The organism is Glycocaulis albus, from assembly GCF_014639075.1.
GTDB lineage: Bacteria > Pseudomonadota > Alphaproteobacteria > Caulobacterales > Maricaulaceae > Glycocaulis > Glycocaulis albus.
Genome location: NZ_BMFS01000003.1, coordinates 111711 through 130657, shown reverse-complemented (window position 1 = coordinate 130657; position 18947 = coordinate 111711). Strand labels below are relative to the sequence as shown.

Below are 18947 nucleotides of genomic sequence, written 5' to 3'. Positions count from 1 at the left end.
CCCGTGGCCTCTCGAGGCTCACTTATCCCGGCAATGAGCGCCCCCGGCCCCGATAACACCACCCTTGAGCCTGCCGATCCGGCAGCGCCCGCCCGTGAGGGCGGAGCCGAAGGCGTGGAAATCGTCACCTTTGGCTGCCGCCTCAACGCCTGGGAAAGCGAGGTGATGCGCGACCATGCCCGCGAGGCGGGGCTTTCCGGCGCCATCATCATCAATACCTGTGCGGTCACGAACGAGGCGGTGCGTCAGGCCCGCCAGACCATCCGCCGGATGAAGCGCGACAATCCGGCAGCCCAGATGATCGTGACCGGCTGCGCCGCCCAGATCGATCCGAAGCGCTTTGCCGTCATGCCCGAAGTCGACCGGGTCATCGGCAATGCGGAGAAGCTCAAAAGCGATACTTTCCGGGCCAGCGCCATCTCCGGCGGCGAAACGGTGTCTGTCGGCGACATTATGGCCGTCAAGGAAATCGCCGGGCATCTGGTGGACGGGCTGGAGGGCCGCGCGCGCGCCTATGTGCAGGTGCAGACCGGCTGCGATCATCGCTGTACCTTCTGCATCATCCCTTACGGACGCGGCAATGCGCGCTCTGCCCCTGTGGGCGATGTGGTCGACCAGGTGCGCCGCCTTGTGGAGACCGGCCATACCGAAGTGGTCCTCACCGGCGTCGACATGACCAGCTGGGGCACGGACCTGCCCGGCACACCAAAGCTTGGCCGTCTGGTCAAGGCGGTGCTGAAACTGGTGCCGGATCTCAAACGCCTGCGGCTTTCCTCCATCGACGCTATCGAGATCGATGACGAGCTGATGGATGTGATCGCGCGCGAGGAGCGCTTCTGCCCGTATCTGCACCTGTCCTTGCAGGCGGGTGATGACATGATCCTGAAACGCATGAAGCGCCGTCATTTGCGCAGCGATGCCATCGCGCTGACAGACCAGCTGAAATCCCTCCGGCCCGATATTGCCTTTGGCGCGGACCTTATTGCCGGTTTCCCGACCGAAACAGACGGGATGTTTGAAAACTCGCTGCGCCTCGTCGACGAGTGCCAGCTGGCCTATCTGCATGTCTTTCCCTATTCGCCCCGCCCCGGCACGCCAGCGGCGCGCATGCCGCAAGTGGATGGCACTATCATCAAGGAGCGCGCGCGCATCTTGCGCGAGAAGGGCGAGGCGGCGCTCGCCGCGCATCTGGCGGCCATGGTGGGCACGCAAGAGGTGCTGCTGGTGGAAAAGGATGGTCTGGCGCGCGCCGCGAACTTTGCGCCCGCCCGCATGGAGAGCCCGGCCCGCCCCGGCGCGCTGGTACGCGCGGCGATTACCGGCCATGACGGCACCCATCTCATCGCAGAACCGCTGGAGGCGGCATGAACTGGTTCGGCTTTGGCAGGAAAAAGAGCAAGTCTGAAGCACCGGCACCAGAAGAGGCTGCGCCGGAGCAGCCTGCCGCGCCGGCTGAAGAGGCACCTGCTCCCGCCCCGGTCGAGGATACGCCTGAGCCCGTTGCCGGCCCTGTGCAGGGTGATGCGCTGACCCCTGTGCCAGATCCCGCGATGGCGCCGCCTGCACCCGAAGTGCCCGCCACGCCAGCGCCGGTTCAGCAGGCATCTGCCTCCGCCAAGCCGGAAGGCTTTTTCAAGCGTCTCGCATCGGGCCTGTCCAAATCCTCTGCCCAGCTCTCCGGCGTGTTCACCAGGCGCAAGCTGGACAGCGAAGCCCTCGACGAGCTGGAGGAATTGCTGATTGCGGCCGATCTCGGCGCGGCCACGGCTGCCAAGGTCATAGACCGGCTGGCGAAGGACCGGTTCGACAAGGATGTCACGGACACCGAAATCCGTCAGGCGCTCGCCGATGTGATCACCGAGACGCTGGAGCCGTTTCAGGCCCCGCTCGACATTTCCGGCCCCGCCCCGCAAGTGCTTCTCTTCGTGGGCGTCAATGGCTCCGGCAAGACGACGACGCTCGGCAAGCTGGCCGTCAAGATGACGCGCGAGGGTGCGAGCGTGATCACCGCAGCGGGCGACACCTTCCGCGCCGCCGCCGTAGAGCAGCTCGAAGTCTGGTCAAAGCGGGCCGGCGCGCAATTTCTCTCCCGTCCCCACGGCGCGGACGCGGCGGGGCTCGCCTATGATGCCGTGCAGGAAGGCCGGCGCACGGGCGCGGATGCTGTCCTCATCGACACGGCAGGGCGCCTGCAGAACAAGGCCGAGCTGATGGAGGAGCTGCGCAAGATACTGCGCGTGATCGCCAAAATCGATGAGGCCGCGCCCCATCATGTCGTGCTGGTGCTAGATGGAACCGTAGGCTCCAACGCCATCTCGCAGGCCGAAGCCTTCATGGAAGCGGCGAAAGTCACCGGAATCGTGATGACCAAGCTGGACGGCACGGCAAAAGGCGGCGCGCTGGTGCAGGTGGCCGAAAAATTTGGCCTGCCCATCCATTTCATCGGTGTCGGCGAGGGCGAGGATGATCTCCAGCCCTTTATCGCGCGCGATTTTGCCAGAGCACTGGCGGGGCTCGACGCCTGATGGAGGAGGCAGCGCTCGCCGCTTTTGCCATGATCGGCTCGGCCATGGCGCATTCGGTGATGACGCTGTTCACCAAGAAGGCCAAGGATACGCTGGTCTTCCGCGCCGTCACCATTCTCCTGTGCGTGCCGGTCTGCCTGCCATTGGCGATTATCCTGCCCTTTCCTGAGTGGGAGGTGTGGCGCTTCCTGCTCCTGGGTGCAGCCATCATCTGGGCGTTCAACATGTTCCTCATCGCCGCCTTCCAGCGCGGCGAGATGAATCTGGTCTATCCGGTGATGCGCGGGGCCGCGCCCGCCATGGCGGGGCTCTTCGCCTTTTTCTTCCTCGATGAAACGCTGAGCCTGATTGCCATTATCGGCCTTGCCACCGCCTCCGGCGCGATTGTCGCCTTTGCCTGGCCGGAAAGGAATGGCGTACCCAAGGCGGCGGCTCTGGGCTTTGCGCTGTCGGCCGCCGTAATGACGGCTGGCTATACGGTGGTAGACGCATCGGGCGTGCGCGCCGCCGGAGACCCGGTCCTCTATGCGGTCTGGTTCTTCCTGCTCTCGGCGGTCACGATGTCGGCAACGGCCATTGCCCGGCGCGGGCGGCGCTTTGTAACCGCAGCGCTGCAGGAGCTTCCCGGCTCCGCCAAAAGCGCTGGCTTCAATCTCGCCACCTATACACTTGCGCTCTACGCCTATTCGGTAGCTCCGGTGGCGCCGATGGCTGCGCTTCGCGAGACCTCCATCGTGTTCGGCGCGATCCTCGCCGCCCTGGTGCTGAAAGAACCCTTCGGCCTGCGCAGGGGCGTGCTGGCGCTCATTCTCGCAGGCGGGCTGGCGCTGCTGCAGCTGGGCTAGCTACCAATCCGGCTGGCCAAGGCTGACGTAATCAGGCAAGGCTCTTACCCGCAACACCATCGCTGAACAGGAACGCCCGCCATGAGCACCAACGGCAAGACAATCGGACAGGGTGCGAGGCTGCTGGTTGATGTCGGCCCGGCGGCGGTCTTCATGATCAGCTATAATATCGCCAACCGGGTGCTGGACGAGGGCGCGATCTACTGGTCGACCGGGCTGTTCATGGCTGCAACCGCGATTGCGCTTGCCTATGCGGCGATCTCGCAGAAGCGCTTCCCGCCCATGCTGGTGGTCACCTTCGTGATCGTCACCCTGTTTGGCGCGATGACGATCTATCTGCAGGACCCGATCTTCATCTTCATCAAGCCAACCATCATCAATTTGCTGTTTGCGTTCACGATCCTGTTCAGCTTCGCCTTCGGCTTCAATGTGTGGAAAGCGCTCTTCTCCTCGGTGTTCGAGATGCCAGAGCGCATCTGGACGATCCTGGCGATCCGCTGGGCGCTGTTCTTCATCTTCCTCGCGGCGGTGAACGAAGTGCTCTGGCGTCACATCACCGACAGCGTGGTGGTGGATTCCGCGCGCATGTTCGACTGGCTGAACCTGACCGAGGCCTTCTGGGTCAATTTCCGCCTGCTGGGCACCTATCCGATCTTTGCGGTGTTTGTGGCCCTAAACATCCCGATCACGCTGAAATGGGCGCGCGCGCCCGGCGAGGGTGATGACGAGGATCAGGGTGAAGGCGGCGAGGGTGAACCCGCCGCTGACGCCGGCACGGCAGCTGGAGAGCCCGCGCGCTAGCGGTTGCGCCGCGAGGCGCTCTCGCGCCAGCGCTCTTGACTATGGTCACGCTGAGTTGATTGTGCAGGTGCGAGTATCCCGCATTACAGTTAGTTCATGATGCTGATTTCCACCCTTCTTGCCCTTTCGCTGAGTGCCGCCGACGGCCACTACCCGGCCGGCATCGGGGAATCGCCCAACCCGGATCACTCCGAGGAGACACCGGTCGTGGTGGAGCTTTTCACCAGCCAGGGCTGTCCGCCCTGCGTGGAAGCCAATCGCCGGTTCGGGGAGATTGCGGCGCGTGAAGGGGTGATCGCGCTCTCTTACGGGGTCGATTACTGGGACATGTTCGGCTGGGAAGACCAGTTCGCCCAGCCTGCCTTTGCTGACCGGCAGAAGGATTATATCCGCGCGGGCGAGGCGAGCCGCGTCTTCACGCCTCATTTTGTCATCAATGGCGGGCCGGAGCGTCTGCGCTTTACACGCGATGATGTGCCAGGGCGCGTGGCCAGGACCATGCCGTTGACCGGCACCATATCACTGGCACGTATATCGCCGGAGCGGCTGAGGCTGGAACTGGATGGCCCGTTGCGCGCTGAACCGGCGCAGGTCTGGGCCGTCACCTACCGTCCCGGACTGATCGTTGTTCCCATTGAAGGCGGGCGCAATGAGGGCGCGCGTATGGAGCATCACAACACCGTGGCCGCGCTTGAGCGCCTCGATGACTGGCAAGGGGGCGGCTACACGCTGGAATTTCCCGGCCCGGCAGAGGGTTTCGGCCTTGCGGTGCTCGTGCAGGATGGGTCTGGCGGCCGCCTTCTGGCAGCGTCGCGCCTGCACGACTAGGGCCTGGCTACTCGGTAACCGGCGTGACCGAGCGTGCCGCGGCCTGTTCGAGCGGCCGGGTCATGCGTTCATAGGCATCCGCGCTGATCTCGAACCAGTAACCTTGCGCATTCCGGCGCAGCCGGGATGCCTCGTCCATCACATCGTGATTGCCGGTATCAACGCTGATATGCGCGCGGATCGCTCCGTCCACGCGGTAGAAGCGGTATTCATAGACAAGGCCGTCAAACGTCGATGCGCGGTGAAGCGCCAGCGGGGCGCCGGCATCACCGCTGGCCTCGCCCACATCGCGAAAGCGTACCCGGGCGCCCGCACTGGCGACCCCGTTGGCCGCGCCGGCCGTTATCAGCTGCCAGCTGAGCGGGCTGGTCAGGTCAAAATTGCGGGTGGCCGGGCTCTCACGCTCGAGAATATAGGCCGGGCCGGTTTCCGGCACGATGAACGCCCGCGCGATGCGGGCCGGGTCGACATTGAAGAAATCAAGGCCCAGCCAGCGCCCGGGGTCGGCAATGTCGGGCAGGCTGCCCTGAACGGCAAAGGCCCGCTCCTGCCTGCCGGTGCGGATATAGAGCCGGTCGTCCCCGCGCGTGTCGCCGACGATCAGCGAGGCGAGCCGGTTCCCGTCCGCGTCGGTGATGACCAGGCTGGTGCCCGATCCGCCAGTGGCCGGATCATCCACGCCCAGCCGGTCAAACCGGGCGGGGTCATTGGTCAGCGCCGCTGCATAGCTCAGCGATGAGAGACCCGCATCAAGCTCTGCCAGATACTCCGCGCGGACCGGATAATGCCCGCGCGACGGCATGGTCCAGCCGTCTTCTGTTCGCTCCATGCGGAACAGATTGTCCGGCGTGATGATCTCGATAGCGGTGGCTGTGCCGGCGATCCCGCTCCAGCCCGGCAGGACCGGGCCTGATACGTCCGGGCGCGCATCGCGCAGCGCATCGGCAACCAGCGCCGCCCCGCCCGCAAGCAGAAGTGTGAAGCCGCCAGCGGCGATGATGAAAGCGCGCCGGGCACGGCGGCCAAACAGGCGATACCGGATCATCTGCGCCGCCTCCGCCGGATGAGGGTTGTCAGTACGGCCAGCACGATCACCAGCAGGGGCGGGATCCATATGGTCCAGAATTGCAGCCGGTTCTCCAGCGCGACGATTTCGCGCCGGAAACCGCGCTCCACATCGCGCAGAGCCGTGCGCGCAGCCACAATCCGCTCTCGGAGGGCCTCTGCGCGCGCTGCGCTGGCGGGGCCCGCCCCGCCCAGCGTGGAGGCCTCTCCCGCCTCGCTCAGGCGCGCCAGCGAGCCTTCCGCATCGGCCAGCTCGGCGCGCAGCTCGTCCTGAAGCTCGCGGAAGCGCGTCTCGGCTTCCGCCCTCAGGGTCTCCACCCTCACCATGGGCCGGGCTGATCCGGTGCGCGAACGCAGATTGACCAGCGCCGGATCACCCGCCAGCGCATCGGCAAGGTTCAGCATGAATGCCAGATTGTCGGCCACCATCTGCTCGCCGCCCATCCCGTCTGCCCGCACATAGAAGGCCGGATCGAGCCAGTCCGCGTCGGCAATGACGATGATTTCGGCCTGTGCCGGTCCTTCGATATGGGCAGAAGCCTCCAGCCGGATATCGCCTGTGGGCGGACCGTCGGGGAAGGCGGTGCTGATCGGCCCGCTCAGCCGGGCAGCCAGGGCCAGCGGCGCGTTGCCGTCAGGTGTGTAGTCGCGCTGAAGCACGTCCGGCGACGGCGAAGACGCCGCCAGATCACTGTCCATGCGCGCGCCTTCCTGCCCCGTCGCGGCCAGCACGGTGAAACCGGTCTCCGCGCCCAGCGGCTCCAGTATTCCCGGAGAGCCGACATTGACCCCTTGCGACAGGGCGGCTGTTGCCGGCAGTGCCTGTGACAGCCCTGAAGGCGGCACGGAGAACCAGAGCGGATAGGCGCGCGTGCGCGTGCGGCCAGCCTCGTTCACCTGCACCGGCAGGCCATGCTCGCGGTCCATGGCGGTATAGCTCGGATCATAGCCCACACCCCAGCGCGACAGGAGGCGGGGCAGGCGTGATGTCCGCAGCGCATTGATCGGCGGCAGGCCGTCAGGGCCGGTGCGCAGCGCCAGATGGGCCAGCGGATCAATGCTGACAAACACCCGGCCGCGCCGCAGCGCGAACTGGTCGGCAAGATAGAGCTGCTGCTCGGTCAGGTTGGGCGGGTGCAGGATGAACAGCGCGTTGGCATCGGGAATGGCGGTAAAGCGCTCATCCAGCCAGCGCACATCATAAGTCTGTGCCAGCGCGTCGATAATGGGATTAGCCGAGCGCCCGTCCTGCCCCGGCGCGAAGGGCAGGGAGGAGATGATCGCGATGACGGGTGTGCGCGCGCGCTCAAGCTCGGCAATCACCCGGACGATCTCGTATTCCAGCCGAGCTTCCTCTGCCGGATCGAAAAAGGCAATGATCCGGCTCCGGTCAAGCGTATTGGTGCCGGCCAGCCCGAAGAAGAGCTGCCCGCCATCCTCGGTGGGCACCGCTTCCAGTCCGGCCGCGATGGCTGCATCTTCGGCCGCGGTGAAGGGCTGGGGATCAATCTCGGAAAGCTGGATGCGGCCGCCCGAGCGCGCCGCGATGCCCCGCAGCAGCTCGCGCACACGCGCGCCATAGGCCCGCAGTGCCGGGTAACGTGCCGCCGCGCCGCGCGAATAGTAGAAATCCAGCGTTACAGGCTCTTCCAGACGGTTGATGACCTCTATTGTGCCGGGACTGAGCTGATAAAGCCGCCCTTCGGTCAGATCGAGGCGCACACCATCGGCAAACAGGCTGGCCAGCAGGTTCAGGCCCACAAAGCCTGCCACCAGACCGGAAACGACAAGGGTCAGAAGACGCGCCGGATTCATCGCCCGCCCCCGCGCCGTGTGTCGATAAGGGCCATGGCAAGCGCAAGCCCGGTAGCGATCAGCGATATGAAATAGATGAGGTCAGCAAGGCTGATCACGCCGCGCCGCAGGGAGTCAAAGCGAGACAGCGCGGACAGGCCCGCCAGCGCCTCGGCAAACATGCCGGGCAGGCGTGAGGCCACGGCGTCCAGCACCAGCGGCAGGCCGGCGGCGGTGAGAATGAGGCACACCCCCATGGCCAGCACGAAGGCGACCACCTGATTGGAGGTGGTGCCTGACAGGGCCTGCGAGATCGCCAGATATCCGCCAGCCAGCAGCAATCCGCCGAAATAGGCCGTGGCAATCGCCGCATTGTCAGGGTCGCCGAGATAGTTCACGGCAGCCCACAAGGGGAAGGTCAAGGTCAGGGCGATGGCGGCGATCGTCCATGCCGCCAGGAACTTTGCCAGAGCTGCAGCCCAGAGCGGTATCGGCGCGGCCAGCAGCATTTCCAGCGTGCCGGTTTCGCGCTCCTCCGCCCAGGCGCGCATCGCCAGCGCGGGCATCAGCACCATGAGCAGCCATGGCAGATAGTCGAATAGCGGTGTGAGGTCGGCCCGGCCCGATTCAAACAGCCCGCCGACATGCCAGGCAAAGCTGGGTGCGGCGATCGAAAAGGCGGTAAGGAACACCCAGGCCAGGGGAGTTTCGAAATAGGCGGCAAGTTCCCGCCGGTAAACAGCCCACAGCGCGGTCATGCCGGTGTTTCCTTGCGGCTGCGCGCGGGCCGTGCCGTTGTCTGCTCCGCGCTATGACGGGTGAGCTGGCGGAACGCGCCGGCCAGGCTCTGGTCCGGCGCCGTGCTGATAAGGCCGGCAGGCGTGGTATCACTGACGATACGTCCGCCCGTGATGAGAATCGCGCGCGTGCAGATCGCCTCCACCTCGTCCAGCAGGTGGGTCGAAATCAGGATCGTCTTTTCGGGCGCCATCATGCGGATAAGCGCGCGCACACCATCCTTCTGGTTGGGATCAAGCCCGTCGGTCGGCTCATCGAGGATCAGGACGGCGGGATCATGGGCAATCGCGGCTGCCAGTGCGGCGCGGCGCTTGAAGCCTTTGGACAGCATGCCGATGGGCCGGTTTGCCGCCTCGCCCATCCGGGCGCGCTCCAGCGCCAGTTCGGCCGCCTCGTGCAGCGCCTTGCCGGTAAAGCCGCGTACCCGCAAATGAAAGCGGGCAAAGGCGCGCGGCGTCATGGCCGGATAGGCGGGCGCGCCTTCGGGAAGATAGCCCAGCGCGCTCTGCGCCGCGTGCCGTGCGCGCACGGCATCATGGCCGGCAATCGCGGCACTGCCCGAATCCGGTTCCAGACATCCGGTCAGCATCCGCATCGTGGTGGATTTGCCCGCGCCATTGGGCCCCAGGAGCGCAACAACCTCGCCCTTTTGCGCCGAAAAGCTGATGCCGTCGACCGCGCGCGTGGGGCCGAAATGTTTCACAAGGTCATGCGCGTCGATCATGGGCGGGCAAGAACCTGGGTGGCAGGAAAGGGATGATGCAAACCCATAGCGCGCCTTGCGCGCCGCGGCTAGCGGCTCATGCGCTGCGCATATGCAGATATCGTGCAAATGGAGGGGTGTACCGGCCAGCCCGGCAAACCCGGATCCGGGGGGCTGGGGGGGCTGAAATCCAGATCAGGCTTGTCGCCCGGAACCGGCCGGCGCGGATAAAAATGCTGACGCCGTGAGGCGCGCGGACGGCGGGAATAAGGCGGGACTGTGGCAGCGCATGAAATCTTTGTAAGCCGGAGCAAATTCGCGCAGACTTCTCATACCCGCAATTCGGACGCCGATATGAAATCACTGAATGCGCACGCCGTAGAGCCGAAGGTGATGTTTGATCGCCGCGAGCTGGATACGATTTTGCGCGTGTACGGAATGATGGTGGCCGCAGGCGAGTGGCGCGACTACGCCATTGACGGGCTGAAGGACCGGGCGGAGTTTTCCGTATTCCGCCACGCAGCCGAGTTTCCCCTCTACCGCATCGTCAAGACACCCGCCGATTCGCGAAAGCAGGGCGCCTGGAAGATTGTTTCGGCCACGGGCGTGATCCTCAAGCGCGGCCATGAGCTCGCCCAGGTGCTCAAGGTTTTCGACAAGGCAAAGCTGCGGCTGGCGTAAAGGCGAAGGGAAAACGAAAACGCCCCGGCCAGATGACCGGGGCGTTCTTGCTCAAAAAAGGCAAAAGGCATCAGGCCTATTCGCGATTGCCGAGCAGCATCAGGATGACCTGGAACATGTTCACGAACGCGATGTACAGGTTCAGCGCGCCGTAATTGGTCATGACGGCCATGGAGCGCTGGTCGCCGGCGATCTCGGCATAGGTCAGCTTCAGGCTCTGCGTCTGCCAGGCCGTCACGCCCGCCATCAGCAGCAGAACGGCGAACTGGATGATCAGCTCCATGCCGCTGGACTGGATGAAGAAGCTGTTGATCAGGCCGATGGCCACGACGCCGATAATGCCCATGAACAGGAAGACGCGCAGGGGCTGCAGATTGGTCTTGGTCGTGTAGCCATAGAGCGAGAGGCCGAGGAAGGCCGCCGCGGTGATGGCAAAGGCCTGTGCGATCGTGCCGAACGTGATGTTCAGCGTTGTGCCCGACATGGTCTCGCCGCTGACCCCGCTCATGGCGAGCGCGACCCAGACCGACAGGCCCGAGCCGATCAGGGCAACAATCGCCCAGTACAGAACGGCAGAGCCCATGGGCGATGGATTGCGCATGAAGAACATCGAGCCGAACAGCAGCGCGATCGGGCCAAACTGGATCACGAAGATCAGCGGCGGGCTCAGGACAGCCTGCGTCAGGGCCGGGATGGCCGCACTGCCGATCAGGAAGGCCAGCGCGCCCGACACCAGAAGGCCGAGGGCCATCTTGTTGTAGACGCCCAGCATGAAGCTGCGAAGGCCGGCATCGACGCTCGTGTCGAGCGAGCCTGCGCCATAGGCGGGTCTGGAAAACTGGTTCATGGGTGTCTCACTAACCTCATTGCAAACAGGGGCAGCGGACGGGTGCGAAGGCACCCACGCTTGAAGCTATATATCATGGGGAAATACGTCCGATTCAAGGGAAACCGGACAAGGCGGCTGCGTCAGGCGGCCCGGCGCACAGCGCCGCAAGGGCAACCGCCCGTCCGAGCCTATGCGAGGCGTGAAGCCCGGATGGGCTGAGCATCCAGAGAAACCACGTCAGGCCGCCCGGCGCTCGAAATCCATGAAGACCGGATCGATGTCACCAAGATGCTTGGACTGATAGCGCGTGGTGATGTGGTCGGCCGGCGCGATGCGCCAGTCATCTGCTTTCTCCGCCTGCCAGTCGAGCCCCGGCGCTTCCAGCAGCAGGGGCAGTGCCCAGTCCGCATAGATGCGCACATCGGTCGCCACACGCAGCCGCCCGCCGGGTTTCAGGATACGCGCCAGCTGCGCTGCCGTATCTTCCTGCACGAACCGGCGGAAGGCATGGCGCTTTTTCGGCCACGGATCGGGGAAGAGCAGGAAGATGCGGTCGAAGCTCGCATCGGGCATGCGCTCGATTTCATCACGCGCATCGGCGCGCTTCACCCGCACATTGGAAAGCCCGTGCTCCTCAATACCGGCGAGCGCCTTGGCGACACCGTTGAGGAAGGGCTCGATACCGACAAAGCCGGTGCGCGGCGCGCGCACCGCCTGTCCGGTCAGGTGCTCGGCCGCGCCAAAGCCGATTTCCAGCACATGGGTGTCAAAACCCGGCAGCAGGCTGCGCGGGTCAACCCCGCCTTCATCGGGCCAGCTAACGCCCGGCAGCATCGTGTCCACCAGTTGCTGCTGGCGGGCTGACAGGGCGTGGCCCTTGGCCCGCCCGTACAGGCGGCGGTGCTGCCGGTTCTGCGCGTCGCTCATGGCGTCAGGCAAGGCCCTTGAGCTGGTCTACCAGATCGGTCTTCTCCCAGGAGAAGCCGCCATCGGCGTCCGGCGTGCGGCCGAAATGGCCATAGGCGGCCGAGCGCGCATAGATGGGCTTGTTGAGCTGGAGATGGGTGCGGATGCCGCGCGGCGACAGATTCATCAGCTGCGGCAGCGTCTTTTCCAGCTTCTCCTCGTCGACATTGCCCGTGCCATGCAGGTCGACATAGACCGCCAGCGGCTTGGCCACGCCAATGGCATAGGCAAGCTGGATAGTGCATTTGCGCGCGAGGCCCGCAGCCACGACGTTCTTCGCCAGATAGCGCGCCGCATAGGCCGCCGAGCGGTCTACCTTGGTCGGGTCCTTGCCCGAGAACGCGCCGCCGCCATGGGGCGCCGCACCGCCATAGGTGTCCACGATGATCTTGCGCCCGGTCAGGCCCGCATCACCGTCCGGTCCGCCAATGACGAACTTGCCCGTCGGGTTGACGTAGAACTCGTCCTCGGGCGGGAACCAGCCCTCGGGCAGGACCGATTTCACGACCGGGCGGACCAGCTCGCGCACCTCGTCGAGCGAGGTGGAGGCGGTGTGCTGGGTGGAAACCACGACCGATGTCACGCCTACCGGCCGGCCATTCTCATAACGCAGCGAGACCTGGGACTTGGCATCCGGCTCGAACTGTTTGACGGCGCCCGTCTTGCGCAGGCGCGCCATCTCTTTCAGGATCTGGTGTGAGTAGAGGATCGGCGCCGGCATCAGCTCGGGCGTCTCGTCGGTCGCAAAACCGAACATGATGCCCTGGTCGCCGGCGCCCTCTTCGGTGTAGGAGCCCGTGCCTTCGTCCACGCCGGCCGCGATGTCGGCGGACTGTTCGTGAAGATAGTTGGAGAACTTGGCCGTTTCCCAGTGGAAGCCGTCCTGTTCGTAGCCGATATCCTTCACCGCGGCGCGCACCGCGGCCTCGATCGCCTCGCCGGACACCTCATTGGCGCTGCGCACCTCGCCTGCCAGCACGATACGGTTGGTCGTGGTCAGGGTTTCGCACGCCACCCGGGCAACAGGATCACTGGCCAGATAGAGATCGACTATCGTGTCGGAAATCCGGTCACAGACCTTGTCGGGATGGCCCTCGGAAACACTCTCGCTGGTAAAGATGTAGGATGAACGCGCCACAAGCGACCTCATATAAAGCTTCCTTTATATGCGGGCTTAAAGACTATCTGGGCCGGGAACGCAAGCGTGTTACTGTTTGCCCGCGCTATTCGCCCGCCTGATTGGTGTCAGCCAGCGAACGGACAAGCTCCAGGACGCGGCGGCGCACCTTGGGGTCAGTGATTTTCGAGAAAGCCTGTGCCAGCGCGACCCCGTCAGGTGATTGCAGGAAATCATTGACGATCGGCGTCTGGTCGCCCTCGGCAAAGCCTGTGGGTTGGGGGTCGGTGCTGGTCGCGCCGTCATAGAAGAAGGACACGGGCACTTCGAGAACGCGCGCCAGATGCCACAGGCGTCCCGCGCCGATCCGGTTGGCTCCGCGCTCGTATTTCTGCACTTGCTGGAAGGTGACACCGAGCTCCTCGCCCAGCTTCTCCTGGCTCATCTCCATCATCTGCCGGCGCAGACGGACGCGCGAACCGACATGGCGGTCTATGGGGTTGGGTTCTCGCGGGTTGGGCGACATGACAAACTATCCTCGAACAAACAGAGCCCTCATGTCCTTGATAACAATACCACAGTGAGTTTCACAATCGAAGTGAAAACAATCTCCGGCGTTGCTGTCTCTGGTTTCGGGCAGAGGCAATGAAAACGGCAAGTTGCAGGCCGCCGAGTAGTAGAAGCCCACAGGCAATCCATGGGAAATTTCCATGAACCGCATAGGCTACTGGTTGGAGCGCTGAAGGCACGTTTATGTCAAGTGTTTCGTTCATTTGCGGATCGCTCAGCCGGACTGCCCGGCCGTAGGGATCAATCAGCCCCGACGCGCCCAGCGAGGCTGACCGCACCATCGGCAAGCCCTCCTCTATGGCCCGGTAGCGGGCCTGGTTGAGATGCTGGCGCGGCCCGGCCGAATTTCCGTACCAGGCGTCATTGGAGATGTTCAGAAGGAAGCCGGGCCGGTCCTCTCCGCGCGGCGCAAAGCGCGCAAAGATCACCTCATAGCATATCAGGGGCGCAAAGCCGGGAAGGCCCGCCACGCGAACTGTCTGCGCGCCCGGTCCGGGCGTGTAGTAGGGGGCATTCATGGACAGGGTCTGGAAGCCAATCATGCCCGTCAGCGCCATCAGCGGATTGCCTTCGCCGAACGGGACCAGATGCACCTTGTCGTAGACGGCTTCGATCTGGACCTGGTTGTCTCCCATCCGCAGGGCGGCCAGCGAGTTGTAGTAGAGCTCGCCCTCGGGAAAGCGCTCCCGGCGGGTAATTCCGCTCCACAGGCGTGTGCCTTCGGGCAATGTGTTCTCGATACGCAGCAGGACCGAACTGTCCTCCAGCATGACGGTCGGAATCGCCCCTTCCGGCCAGATCACCGCATCCACATCCTCAAGGCCGGGCTGCATGGTCAGATCCAGATAGGCCTCCAGTATGGGCAGCCGGTTGGCAAAGCGCTTCTCGCGCTGGTCCACGTTCACCTGCACGATGCGAAGGGCCGTGCCGGTAAGGCCCTCTTCTGCCGCGGCCAGCCGCGCGCTGCCCCAGCCCTGGAATCCTGCCAGCAGCACCACGCTCACCGCCAGCGGCGCCGCGCGCACCAGCCAGTGACCCCGGCCGGACAGGGCCGCGGGGCTTGCAAAGGCGAACAGCACGAAGGCGGATAGTCCCAGCGCGCCGATAAGGCTCGCCATCTGACTGACGGGTGTTCCCGCCTCGAATACATGACCTGGCAGATTCCACGGGAAGCCGGAGAACATGACCGAGCGGGCAAATTCCACGAGGGTGAACAGCACCGCGAACAGGCCGATCCGCATCGGACTGTCCGGCGCAAGGCGCGCATAGACACTGCCCGCCAGCCCCCAGAACAGGGCAAGCCCGCCCGGCAGCAGGGTCAACGGTGCCCAGATCAGCCAGGCATGCTCCTCGGCACTGACCAGAAAGGCGTTCGCCACCCACCATGTGCTGCCGAGAAAATAGCCCGCAGCGAATGTCCAGCCGCGCCAGAAGCCGGCCCGCAAGGGGCGGGCGGTTGTCCGGGCGGTGTCCAGAGCGAGGACGAGCAACACCAGCGCGAAAACCAGCGCCGGGGCGGAGTGGAAGGGCGCATGGGCCAGCGTCGCGGCAAGGCCGAGCACAAACAGGGCAAGCCCGATACGCCAGCCCTTGGCGGTTTGCCACCAGCTCAGCGCACCTGCACAGGCCCGCGCGCCATGAGCGGCCATGTCGGATGCGCGCATTACTGCAGGTTTCCGGCGTCTCCCGCTCCGTCCTTGCGCGAACGGATGCGCACCCGGCGGATGCGCCGCGGATCGGAATCCAGAATCTCGAACTCCAGCCCCGTGGAATGGGCGATCACCTCGCCGCGTTCCGGAACGCGTCCCGTCAGCATGAAGACCAGACCGCCCAGCGTATCGACATCCTCTATCTCGTCCTCGGTGGCGACGGGACGGCCCAGCGCGTCTGCCAGTTCGTCAAGCGAGGTCCGTGCATCGGCTTCCCACACATGGGGGCCGCGCGCCCGGATCAGAGGACCCTCCGCCTCGTCGTGCTCGTCATCTATCTCGCCGACAATCGGCTCCAGCAGGTCTTCCAGCGTGACCAGACCGTCAGTGCCGCCAAACTCGTCCACGACGAGAGCCATGTGCATGCGGCGCGATTTCATCCGCACCAGCAGGTCGGCTGCGTGCATGGAAGGAGGGACATAAAGCAGGGGACGGCGCACCTGCGGCAGGATTTTCACCGATGCCCAGTCTTCCGGGTGCTGGCCTTCACGATCACCGGCAAGATGCGCGATGAGATCCTTGATGTGCACAACGCCCACAGGATCATCGAGCGTTTCCCGATAGACCGGCAGGCGCGAATGAGACGCCTCGGCAAACAGGCGGGCTGCGTCACCCAGCGTGGTGTCGATTTCCATGGCCACGATGTCCGCCCGCGGCACCATCACATCGGCGACACGCAGCGCGTCCAGCGCGTTCACATTGAAGGAAAGGTCCCTGTTGGCGGTCTGGCCCGTCTGGTTTCCGCCCGGCTCGTGCGTGTCCGTCTGGGGACTGGCAGCGAGATCGGGAACAGGGCGCCGGTGTATGGCGCCTTTCAGCCGGGCCATGAGACTTCGTCTGGGCGGGTCGTCACTCATCACGCTCATATGCGTTCTTTATAGGGATCCGCGATGCCCAGCCGGGCAAGAGCCGCGATTTCCACTGCCTCCATCTGTTCTGCCTCAGCCTCTTCCTTATGGTCAAAACCGTTAAGATGAAGAACGCCGTGCACCGCAAGATGGGCTGCATGATCCACAAGCGCAATGGCGCGTGTGTTCGCCTCGGCCTGACAGGTTTCGAACGCCAGGGCGATATCGCCCGGATATTCTTCCGATTCCGGTGCCGGGAAAGACAACACATTGGTTGGCCTGTCCTTGCCCCGGAAACGCTGGTTGAGCGATTGCAGTACCTCGTCGCCGGTGAAAAGGATCACCGCCGGGCCGCGGCGCGGCTTGTCGATCATGGCAAGAGCAGCCGACACCGCTTCAGTGCAGCGCGCTTCCAGCCCGGCAATCGCCTGCCAGCCCTCGTGCTCGATGACGATCTCGCAAACCGCGTCATCCGCCATGCTTGGCATCCGCCCGCTCATAGGCGTCCACGATCATGCCCACCAGGTCATGGCGGACAACATCGGCGCGGGTGAAGCGTGTCACGGCAATGCGCGGCACACCGGAAAGGATGTCGAGCGCATCGCCAAGCCCCGAGGGTTCGCGCGGGCCCAGATCCACCTGCGAGGGATCGCCCGTAATCGCCATGCGAGAACCCTGACCCAGACGGGTCAGCATCATGCGCATCTGGGCGCGTGTCGTGTTCTGGGCCTCGTCACAGACAATGAAGGCCCGGTTCAGCGTGCGCCCGCGCATGAAGGCGAGCGGCGCCACTTCGATACGGCGCTCCTCGCGCATCTTGTCGACGACCTTCTGGGTCAGCGCATCGCGTAAAGAATCCCAGATCGGCAAGAGGTAGGGATCGATTTTCTCATTGAGATCGCCAGGCAGAAAGCCGAGCCGCTCGCCAGCCTCGACGGCCGGGCGGGTAATCACCAGCCGGTCGATCTCTCCGCGTGCCAGCTTGGCCGCACCCCACGCCACGGCGAGCAGCGTCTTGCCGGTGCCGGCCGGGCCGACGCCGAAAATCATGTCGTAGCGATCTTCGTCTTTGAGCGCGCGGACATAGTCAGCCTGGCCATTGGTACGCGCGGCAAAACTGACCCCGCGCGGCACGCGGATAATGGTTTCGTCACTGGCGCTTGCGGGCGCATCGTCCATGCGGCAGGCCGCGCGTACGGTTTCAGGGTCGATGACCAGCCCGGATTCGGCGCGCGCATAGAGCGCGTGGACCACACGCGACGCATCGGTGCGCGCGCGCTTGTCCCCGCCTGACAGCAATAGCTGCCCGCCCCCGGGTGCCTCGACATGCACGCCAAGCTCGGTCTCCAGCGCGATCAGATTGGCATGGCCGGGGCCTGCCAGCGCGCGCACATGGGCCGCTTCATCGAAATGCAGCGTTTCGGCAGGCGCGCGCTCTGTGCGCTTCGGTCGCGGGGTACGGCTCACGCGGCGCAGCTCTCCCCGCTCAGCAGGCGGCCGCCAAGCGCGTTTTTCGAGGCAGAGACAATCTCCACCATGGCGATCTGGCCGATAAGGCTGGCGGGGCCGTCACAATGGACCGCCTGCAGATAGGGGCTCCGCCCGCCCAGCTGTCCGGGATTGCGCCCTTCACGTTCAAAGAGCACGGGCAGGCGCTTGCTCACCATGGAGGCGTTGAACGCCTGCTGCTGGGCATCCAGCAGGGCTTGCAGGCGGGCGAGGCGCTCGGCCTTCACCGCTTCATCCACCTGACCTGCCATGGCCGCGCCGGGCGTGCCGGGACGCCGCGAATACTTGAAGGAGAAGGCCGACGCATAGCCCACCGCCTCGACCAGTTTCAGCGTATCCTCGAAATCGCGCTCCTGTTCGCCGGGGAAGCCGACAATGAAATCGCCCGACAGGGCGATATCCGGGCGCAGCGTGCGCAGCCGCTCGATGAGGGCGATATATTCCGCCGCCGTATGCTTGCGGTTCATGGCTTTCAATATGCGGTCAGAGCCCGCCTGCACCGGCAGGTGCAGATAGGGCATCAGCTTCTCTTCCGACGCGAAAGCCTCCAGCAGATCCTCGTCCATGTCATTGGGGTGCGAGGTGGTAAAGCGGATGCGGTCTATCCCGCCAATCATGGCCAGATGCCGGATCAGGCGTGCCAGCCCCCAGCGCCCGCCCGCTTCTTCGCCGGCCGGCGCTTCGCCGGAATAGGCGTTGACGTTCTGGCCCAGCAGGGTGATCTCGCGCACGCCTTGGGCTGCCAGCGCGCGCACTTCGGCGGTGATCTGGGCTGCGGGCCTCGAATACTCCGCGCCGCGCGTATAGGGCACCACGCAGAAGGAGCAGAACTTGTCGCAGCCCTCCTGCACCGTCACGAAGGCGCTGAAACCCTCTACATGGCGCTTGGGCGCAGCCAGCGCATCGAACTTTTCCTCGACTTCGAACTCGGTCTCCAGCGCCTCGCCGCGCTCGCGATGGACGCGCGCGATCAGTTCGGGCAGGCGGTGATAGGTCTGCGGGCCGACAACCAGGTCAACCACCGGCGCGCGGCGCTGGATTTCAGCGCCCTCTGCCTGCGCCACGCAGCCAGCGACCGTGACGGTCATCTGCCCGCCCGCGGCTTCCTTTTCCGCTTTGAGCGGTTTTAGCCGCCCCAGCTCGGAATAAACCTTCTCGGCGGCCTTCTCGCGGATATGGCAGGTATTGAGGATGACAAGGTCTGCACCCTCGGGCGCGTCTGCCGGCTCATAGCCGAGCGGGACCAGCAGATCGCGCATGCGCTCTGAATCATACACATTCATCTGGCACCCATAGGTGCGGATGAAGAGGCGCTTGCGGGTTGTCGTTTCAGTCTGTTTGGCGGTCATGAGTAGAGGC

At 64.8% G+C, this 18947-nt stretch carries 19 protein-coding genes; 6 read left to right on the top strand and 13 right to left on the bottom strand.

The features are described 5' to 3' along the window. The first annotated feature begins 33 nt into the window (after window positions 1-33). The 5 genes from mtaB (at window position 34) to IEV75_RS04620 (ending at window position 4999) form a co-directional block, all read left to right on the top strand. On the top strand, window positions 34-1368 hold the full coding sequence (gene mtaB, locus IEV75_RS04640; protein ID WP_188451386.1) for a tRNA (N(6)-L-threonylcarbamoyladenosine(37)-C(2))-methylthiotransferase MtaB: 1335 nt from the start codon (window positions 34-36) through the stop codon (window positions 1366-1368). Next, window positions 1365-2525, top strand: a complete 1161-nt coding sequence (gene ftsY / locus IEV75_RS04635) for a signal recognition particle-docking protein FtsY (RefSeq protein ID WP_188451385.1) — start codon at window positions 1365-1367, stop codon at window positions 2523-2525. Before mtaB ends, ftsY begins: the two co-directional genes overlap by 4 nt. Then, entirely contained in the window at window positions 2525-3370 is an 846-nt protein-coding gene (locus IEV75_RS04630) for an EamA family transporter (RefSeq protein WP_188451384.1), read from the top strand. Before ftsY ends, IEV75_RS04630 begins: the two co-directional genes overlap by 1 nt. A gap of 81 nt (window positions 3371-3451) precedes the next feature. Continuing rightward, complete coding sequence (locus IEV75_RS04625; protein WP_188451383.1) at window positions 3452-4171, top strand: inner membrane-spanning protein YciB; 720 nt, start codon at window positions 3452-3454, stop codon at window positions 4169-4171. A 96-nt stretch (window positions 4172-4267) separates the two neighbouring features. Then, on the top strand, window positions 4268-4999 hold the full coding sequence (locus IEV75_RS04620) for a DUF1223 domain-containing protein (RefSeq protein WP_188451382.1): 732 nt from the start codon (window positions 4268-4270) through the stop codon (window positions 4997-4999). Between the two features lie 7 nt (window positions 5000-5006). On the opposite strand, the gene IEV75_RS04615 is transcribed toward IEV75_RS04620, so the two are convergent. From IEV75_RS04615 to IEV75_RS04600, 4 genes are read right to left on the bottom strand one after another with little or no spacing between them, the layout of a single operon-like run. After that, window positions 5007-6044: a DUF4340 domain-containing protein gene (locus tag IEV75_RS04615; protein WP_188451381.1), complete on the bottom strand. Its 1038-nt coding sequence runs from the start codon at window positions 6042-6044 to the stop codon at window positions 5007-5009. Beyond that, window positions 6041-7879 carry a Gldg family protein gene (locus IEV75_RS04610; RefSeq protein ID WP_188451380.1) on the bottom strand — a complete coding sequence of 613 codons (1839 nt, stop codon included), beginning with the start codon at window positions 7877-7879 and terminating at the stop codon, window positions 6041-6043. The genes IEV75_RS04615 and IEV75_RS04610 overlap by 4 nt, the downstream gene beginning before the upstream one ends. After that, window positions 7876-8616: an ABC transporter permease gene (locus IEV75_RS04605; RefSeq protein ID WP_188451379.1), complete on the bottom strand. Its 741-nt coding sequence runs from the start codon at window positions 8614-8616 to the stop codon at window positions 7876-7878. Before IEV75_RS04605 ends, IEV75_RS04610 begins: the two co-directional genes overlap by 4 nt. Continuing rightward, the gene (locus IEV75_RS04600) at window positions 8613-9380 is read right to left on the bottom strand and encodes an ABC transporter ATP-binding protein (protein WP_188451378.1); all 768 of its coding nucleotides are present in this window, start codon (window positions 9378-9380) and stop codon (window positions 8613-8615) included. Before IEV75_RS04600 ends, IEV75_RS04605 begins: the two co-directional genes overlap by 4 nt. 333 nt (window positions 9381-9713) lie before the next feature. Here IEV75_RS04600 and IEV75_RS04595 point away from each other — a divergent pair, with 333 nt between their 5' ends. After that, complete coding sequence (locus IEV75_RS04595) at window positions 9714-10040, top strand: DUF2794 domain-containing protein (RefSeq protein ID WP_188451377.1); 327 nt, start codon at window positions 9714-9716, stop codon at window positions 10038-10040. A 76-nt stretch (window positions 10041-10116) separates the two neighbouring features. Here IEV75_RS04595 and IEV75_RS04590 read toward each other — a convergent pair whose 3' ends face one another. The 9 genes from IEV75_RS04590 to miaB all read right to left on the bottom strand — a co-directional run bounded on the left by IEV75_RS04590 (window position 10117) and on the right by miaB (window position 18937). After that, entirely contained in the window at window positions 10117-10887 is a 771-nt protein-coding gene (locus IEV75_RS04590; protein WP_188451376.1) for a Bax inhibitor-1/YccA family protein, read from the bottom strand. 219 nt (window positions 10888-11106) lie between these two features. Beyond that, window positions 11107-11796, bottom strand: coding sequence for a tRNA (guanosine(46)-N7)-methyltransferase TrmB (gene trmB, locus IEV75_RS04585; RefSeq protein ID WP_188451375.1), 690 nt, complete (start codon window positions 11794-11796; stop codon window positions 11107-11109). Window positions 11797-11800: 4 nt separating this feature from the next. Further along, window positions 11801-12985: a methionine adenosyltransferase gene (metK, locus tag IEV75_RS04580; RefSeq protein ID WP_217980271.1), complete on the bottom strand. Its 1185-nt coding sequence runs from the start codon at window positions 12983-12985 to the stop codon at window positions 11801-11803. Between the two features lie 73 nt (window positions 12986-13058). After that, window positions 13059-13478, bottom strand: a complete 420-nt coding sequence (locus tag IEV75_RS04575) for a helix-turn-helix domain-containing protein (RefSeq protein ID WP_188451374.1) — start codon at window positions 13476-13478, stop codon at window positions 13059-13061. Between the two features lie 61 nt (window positions 13479-13539). After that, the gene (lnt, locus tag IEV75_RS04570) at window positions 13540-15186 is read right to left on the bottom strand and encodes an apolipoprotein N-acyltransferase (protein ID WP_188451373.1); all 1647 of its coding nucleotides are present in this window, start codon (window positions 15184-15186) and stop codon (window positions 13540-13542) included. Continuing rightward, window positions 15186-16097 (bottom strand): hemolysin family protein, encoded by a 912-nt coding sequence (locus tag IEV75_RS04565; RefSeq protein ID WP_233351745.1) that lies wholly within the window; start codon window positions 16095-16097, stop codon window positions 15186-15188. The genes lnt and IEV75_RS04565 overlap by 1 nt, the downstream gene beginning before the upstream one ends. Then, window positions 16094-16558 (bottom strand): rRNA maturation RNase YbeY, encoded by a 465-nt coding sequence (gene ybeY / locus IEV75_RS04560; protein WP_188451372.1) that lies wholly within the window; start codon window positions 16556-16558, stop codon window positions 16094-16096. Before ybeY ends, IEV75_RS04565 begins: the two co-directional genes overlap by 4 nt. Next, the gene (locus IEV75_RS04555) at window positions 16548-17546 is read right to left on the bottom strand and encodes a PhoH family protein (protein ID WP_188451371.1); all 999 of its coding nucleotides are present in this window, start codon (window positions 17544-17546) and stop codon (window positions 16548-16550) included. The genes ybeY and IEV75_RS04555 overlap by 11 nt, the downstream gene beginning before the upstream one ends. Further along, on the bottom strand, window positions 17543-18937 hold the full coding sequence (gene miaB, locus IEV75_RS04550; RefSeq protein ID WP_188451370.1) for a tRNA (N6-isopentenyl adenosine(37)-C2)-methylthiotransferase MiaB: 1395 nt from the start codon (window positions 18935-18937) through the stop codon (window positions 17543-17545). The genes IEV75_RS04555 and miaB overlap by 4 nt, the downstream gene beginning before the upstream one ends. Window positions 18938-18947: the final 10 nt, after the last annotated feature.

Bases quoted from the DNA above. Each gene is read 5' to 3' on its own strand.
- mtaB (WP_188451386.1), top strand. From the start codon at position 34: ATGAGCGCCCCCGGCCCCGATAACACCACCCTTGAGCCTGCCGATCCG.
- IEV75_RS04575 (WP_188451374.1), bottom strand. From the start codon at position 13,478: ATGTCGCCCAACCCGCGAGAACCCAACCCCATAGACCGCCATGTCGGT.
- IEV75_RS04620 (WP_188451382.1), top strand. From the start codon at position 4,268: ATGATGCTGATTTCCACCCTTCTTGCCCTTTCGCTGAGTGCCGCCGAC.
- ftsY (WP_188451385.1), top strand. From the start codon at position 1,365: ATGAACTGGTTCGGCTTTGGCAGGAAAAAGAGCAAGTCTGAAGCACCG.
- ybeY (WP_188451372.1), bottom strand. From the start codon at position 16,558: ATGGCGGATGACGCGGTTTGCGAGATCGTCATCGAGCACGAGGGCTGG.
- lnt (WP_188451373.1), bottom strand. From the start codon at position 15,186: ATGCGCGCATCCGACATGGCCGCTCATGGCGCGCGGGCCTGTGCAGGT.
- IEV75_RS04565 (WP_233351745.1), bottom strand. From the start codon at position 16,097: ATGAGCGTGATGAGTGACGACCCGCCCAGACGAAGTCTCATGGCCCGG.
- metK (WP_217980271.1), bottom strand. From the start codon at position 12,985: ATGAGGTCGCTTGTGGCGCGTTCATCCTACATCTTTACCAGCGAGAGT.
- trmB (WP_188451375.1), bottom strand. From the start codon at position 11,796: ATGAGCGACGCGCAGAACCGGCAGCACCGCCGCCTGTACGGGCGGGCC.
- IEV75_RS04615 (WP_188451381.1), bottom strand. From the start codon at position 6,044: ATGATCCGGTATCGCCTGTTTGGCCGCCGTGCCCGGCGCGCTTTCATC.
- IEV75_RS04590 (WP_188451376.1), bottom strand. From the start codon at position 10,887: ATGAACCAGTTTTCCAGACCCGCCTATGGCGCAGGCTCGCTCGACACG.
- IEV75_RS04625 (WP_188451383.1), top strand. From the start codon at position 3,452: ATGAGCACCAACGGCAAGACAATCGGACAGGGTGCGAGGCTGCTGGTT.
- IEV75_RS04610 (WP_188451380.1), bottom strand. From the start codon at position 7,879: ATGAATCCGGCGCGTCTTCTGACCCTTGTCGTTTCCGGTCTGGTGGCA.
- IEV75_RS04595 (WP_188451377.1), top strand. From the start codon at position 9,714: ATGAAATCACTGAATGCGCACGCCGTAGAGCCGAAGGTGATGTTTGAT.
- IEV75_RS04605 (WP_188451379.1), bottom strand. From the start codon at position 8,616: ATGACCGCGCTGTGGGCTGTTTACCGGCGGGAACTTGCCGCCTATTTC.
- IEV75_RS04600 (WP_188451378.1), bottom strand. From the start codon at position 9,380: ATGATCGACGCGCATGACCTTGTGAAACATTTCGGCCCCACGCGCGCG.
- miaB (WP_188451370.1), bottom strand. From the start codon at position 18,937: ATGACCGCCAAACAGACTGAAACGACAACCCGCAAGCGCCTCTTCATC.
- IEV75_RS04630 (WP_188451384.1), top strand. From the start codon at position 2,525: ATGGAGGAGGCAGCGCTCGCCGCTTTTGCCATGATCGGCTCGGCCATG.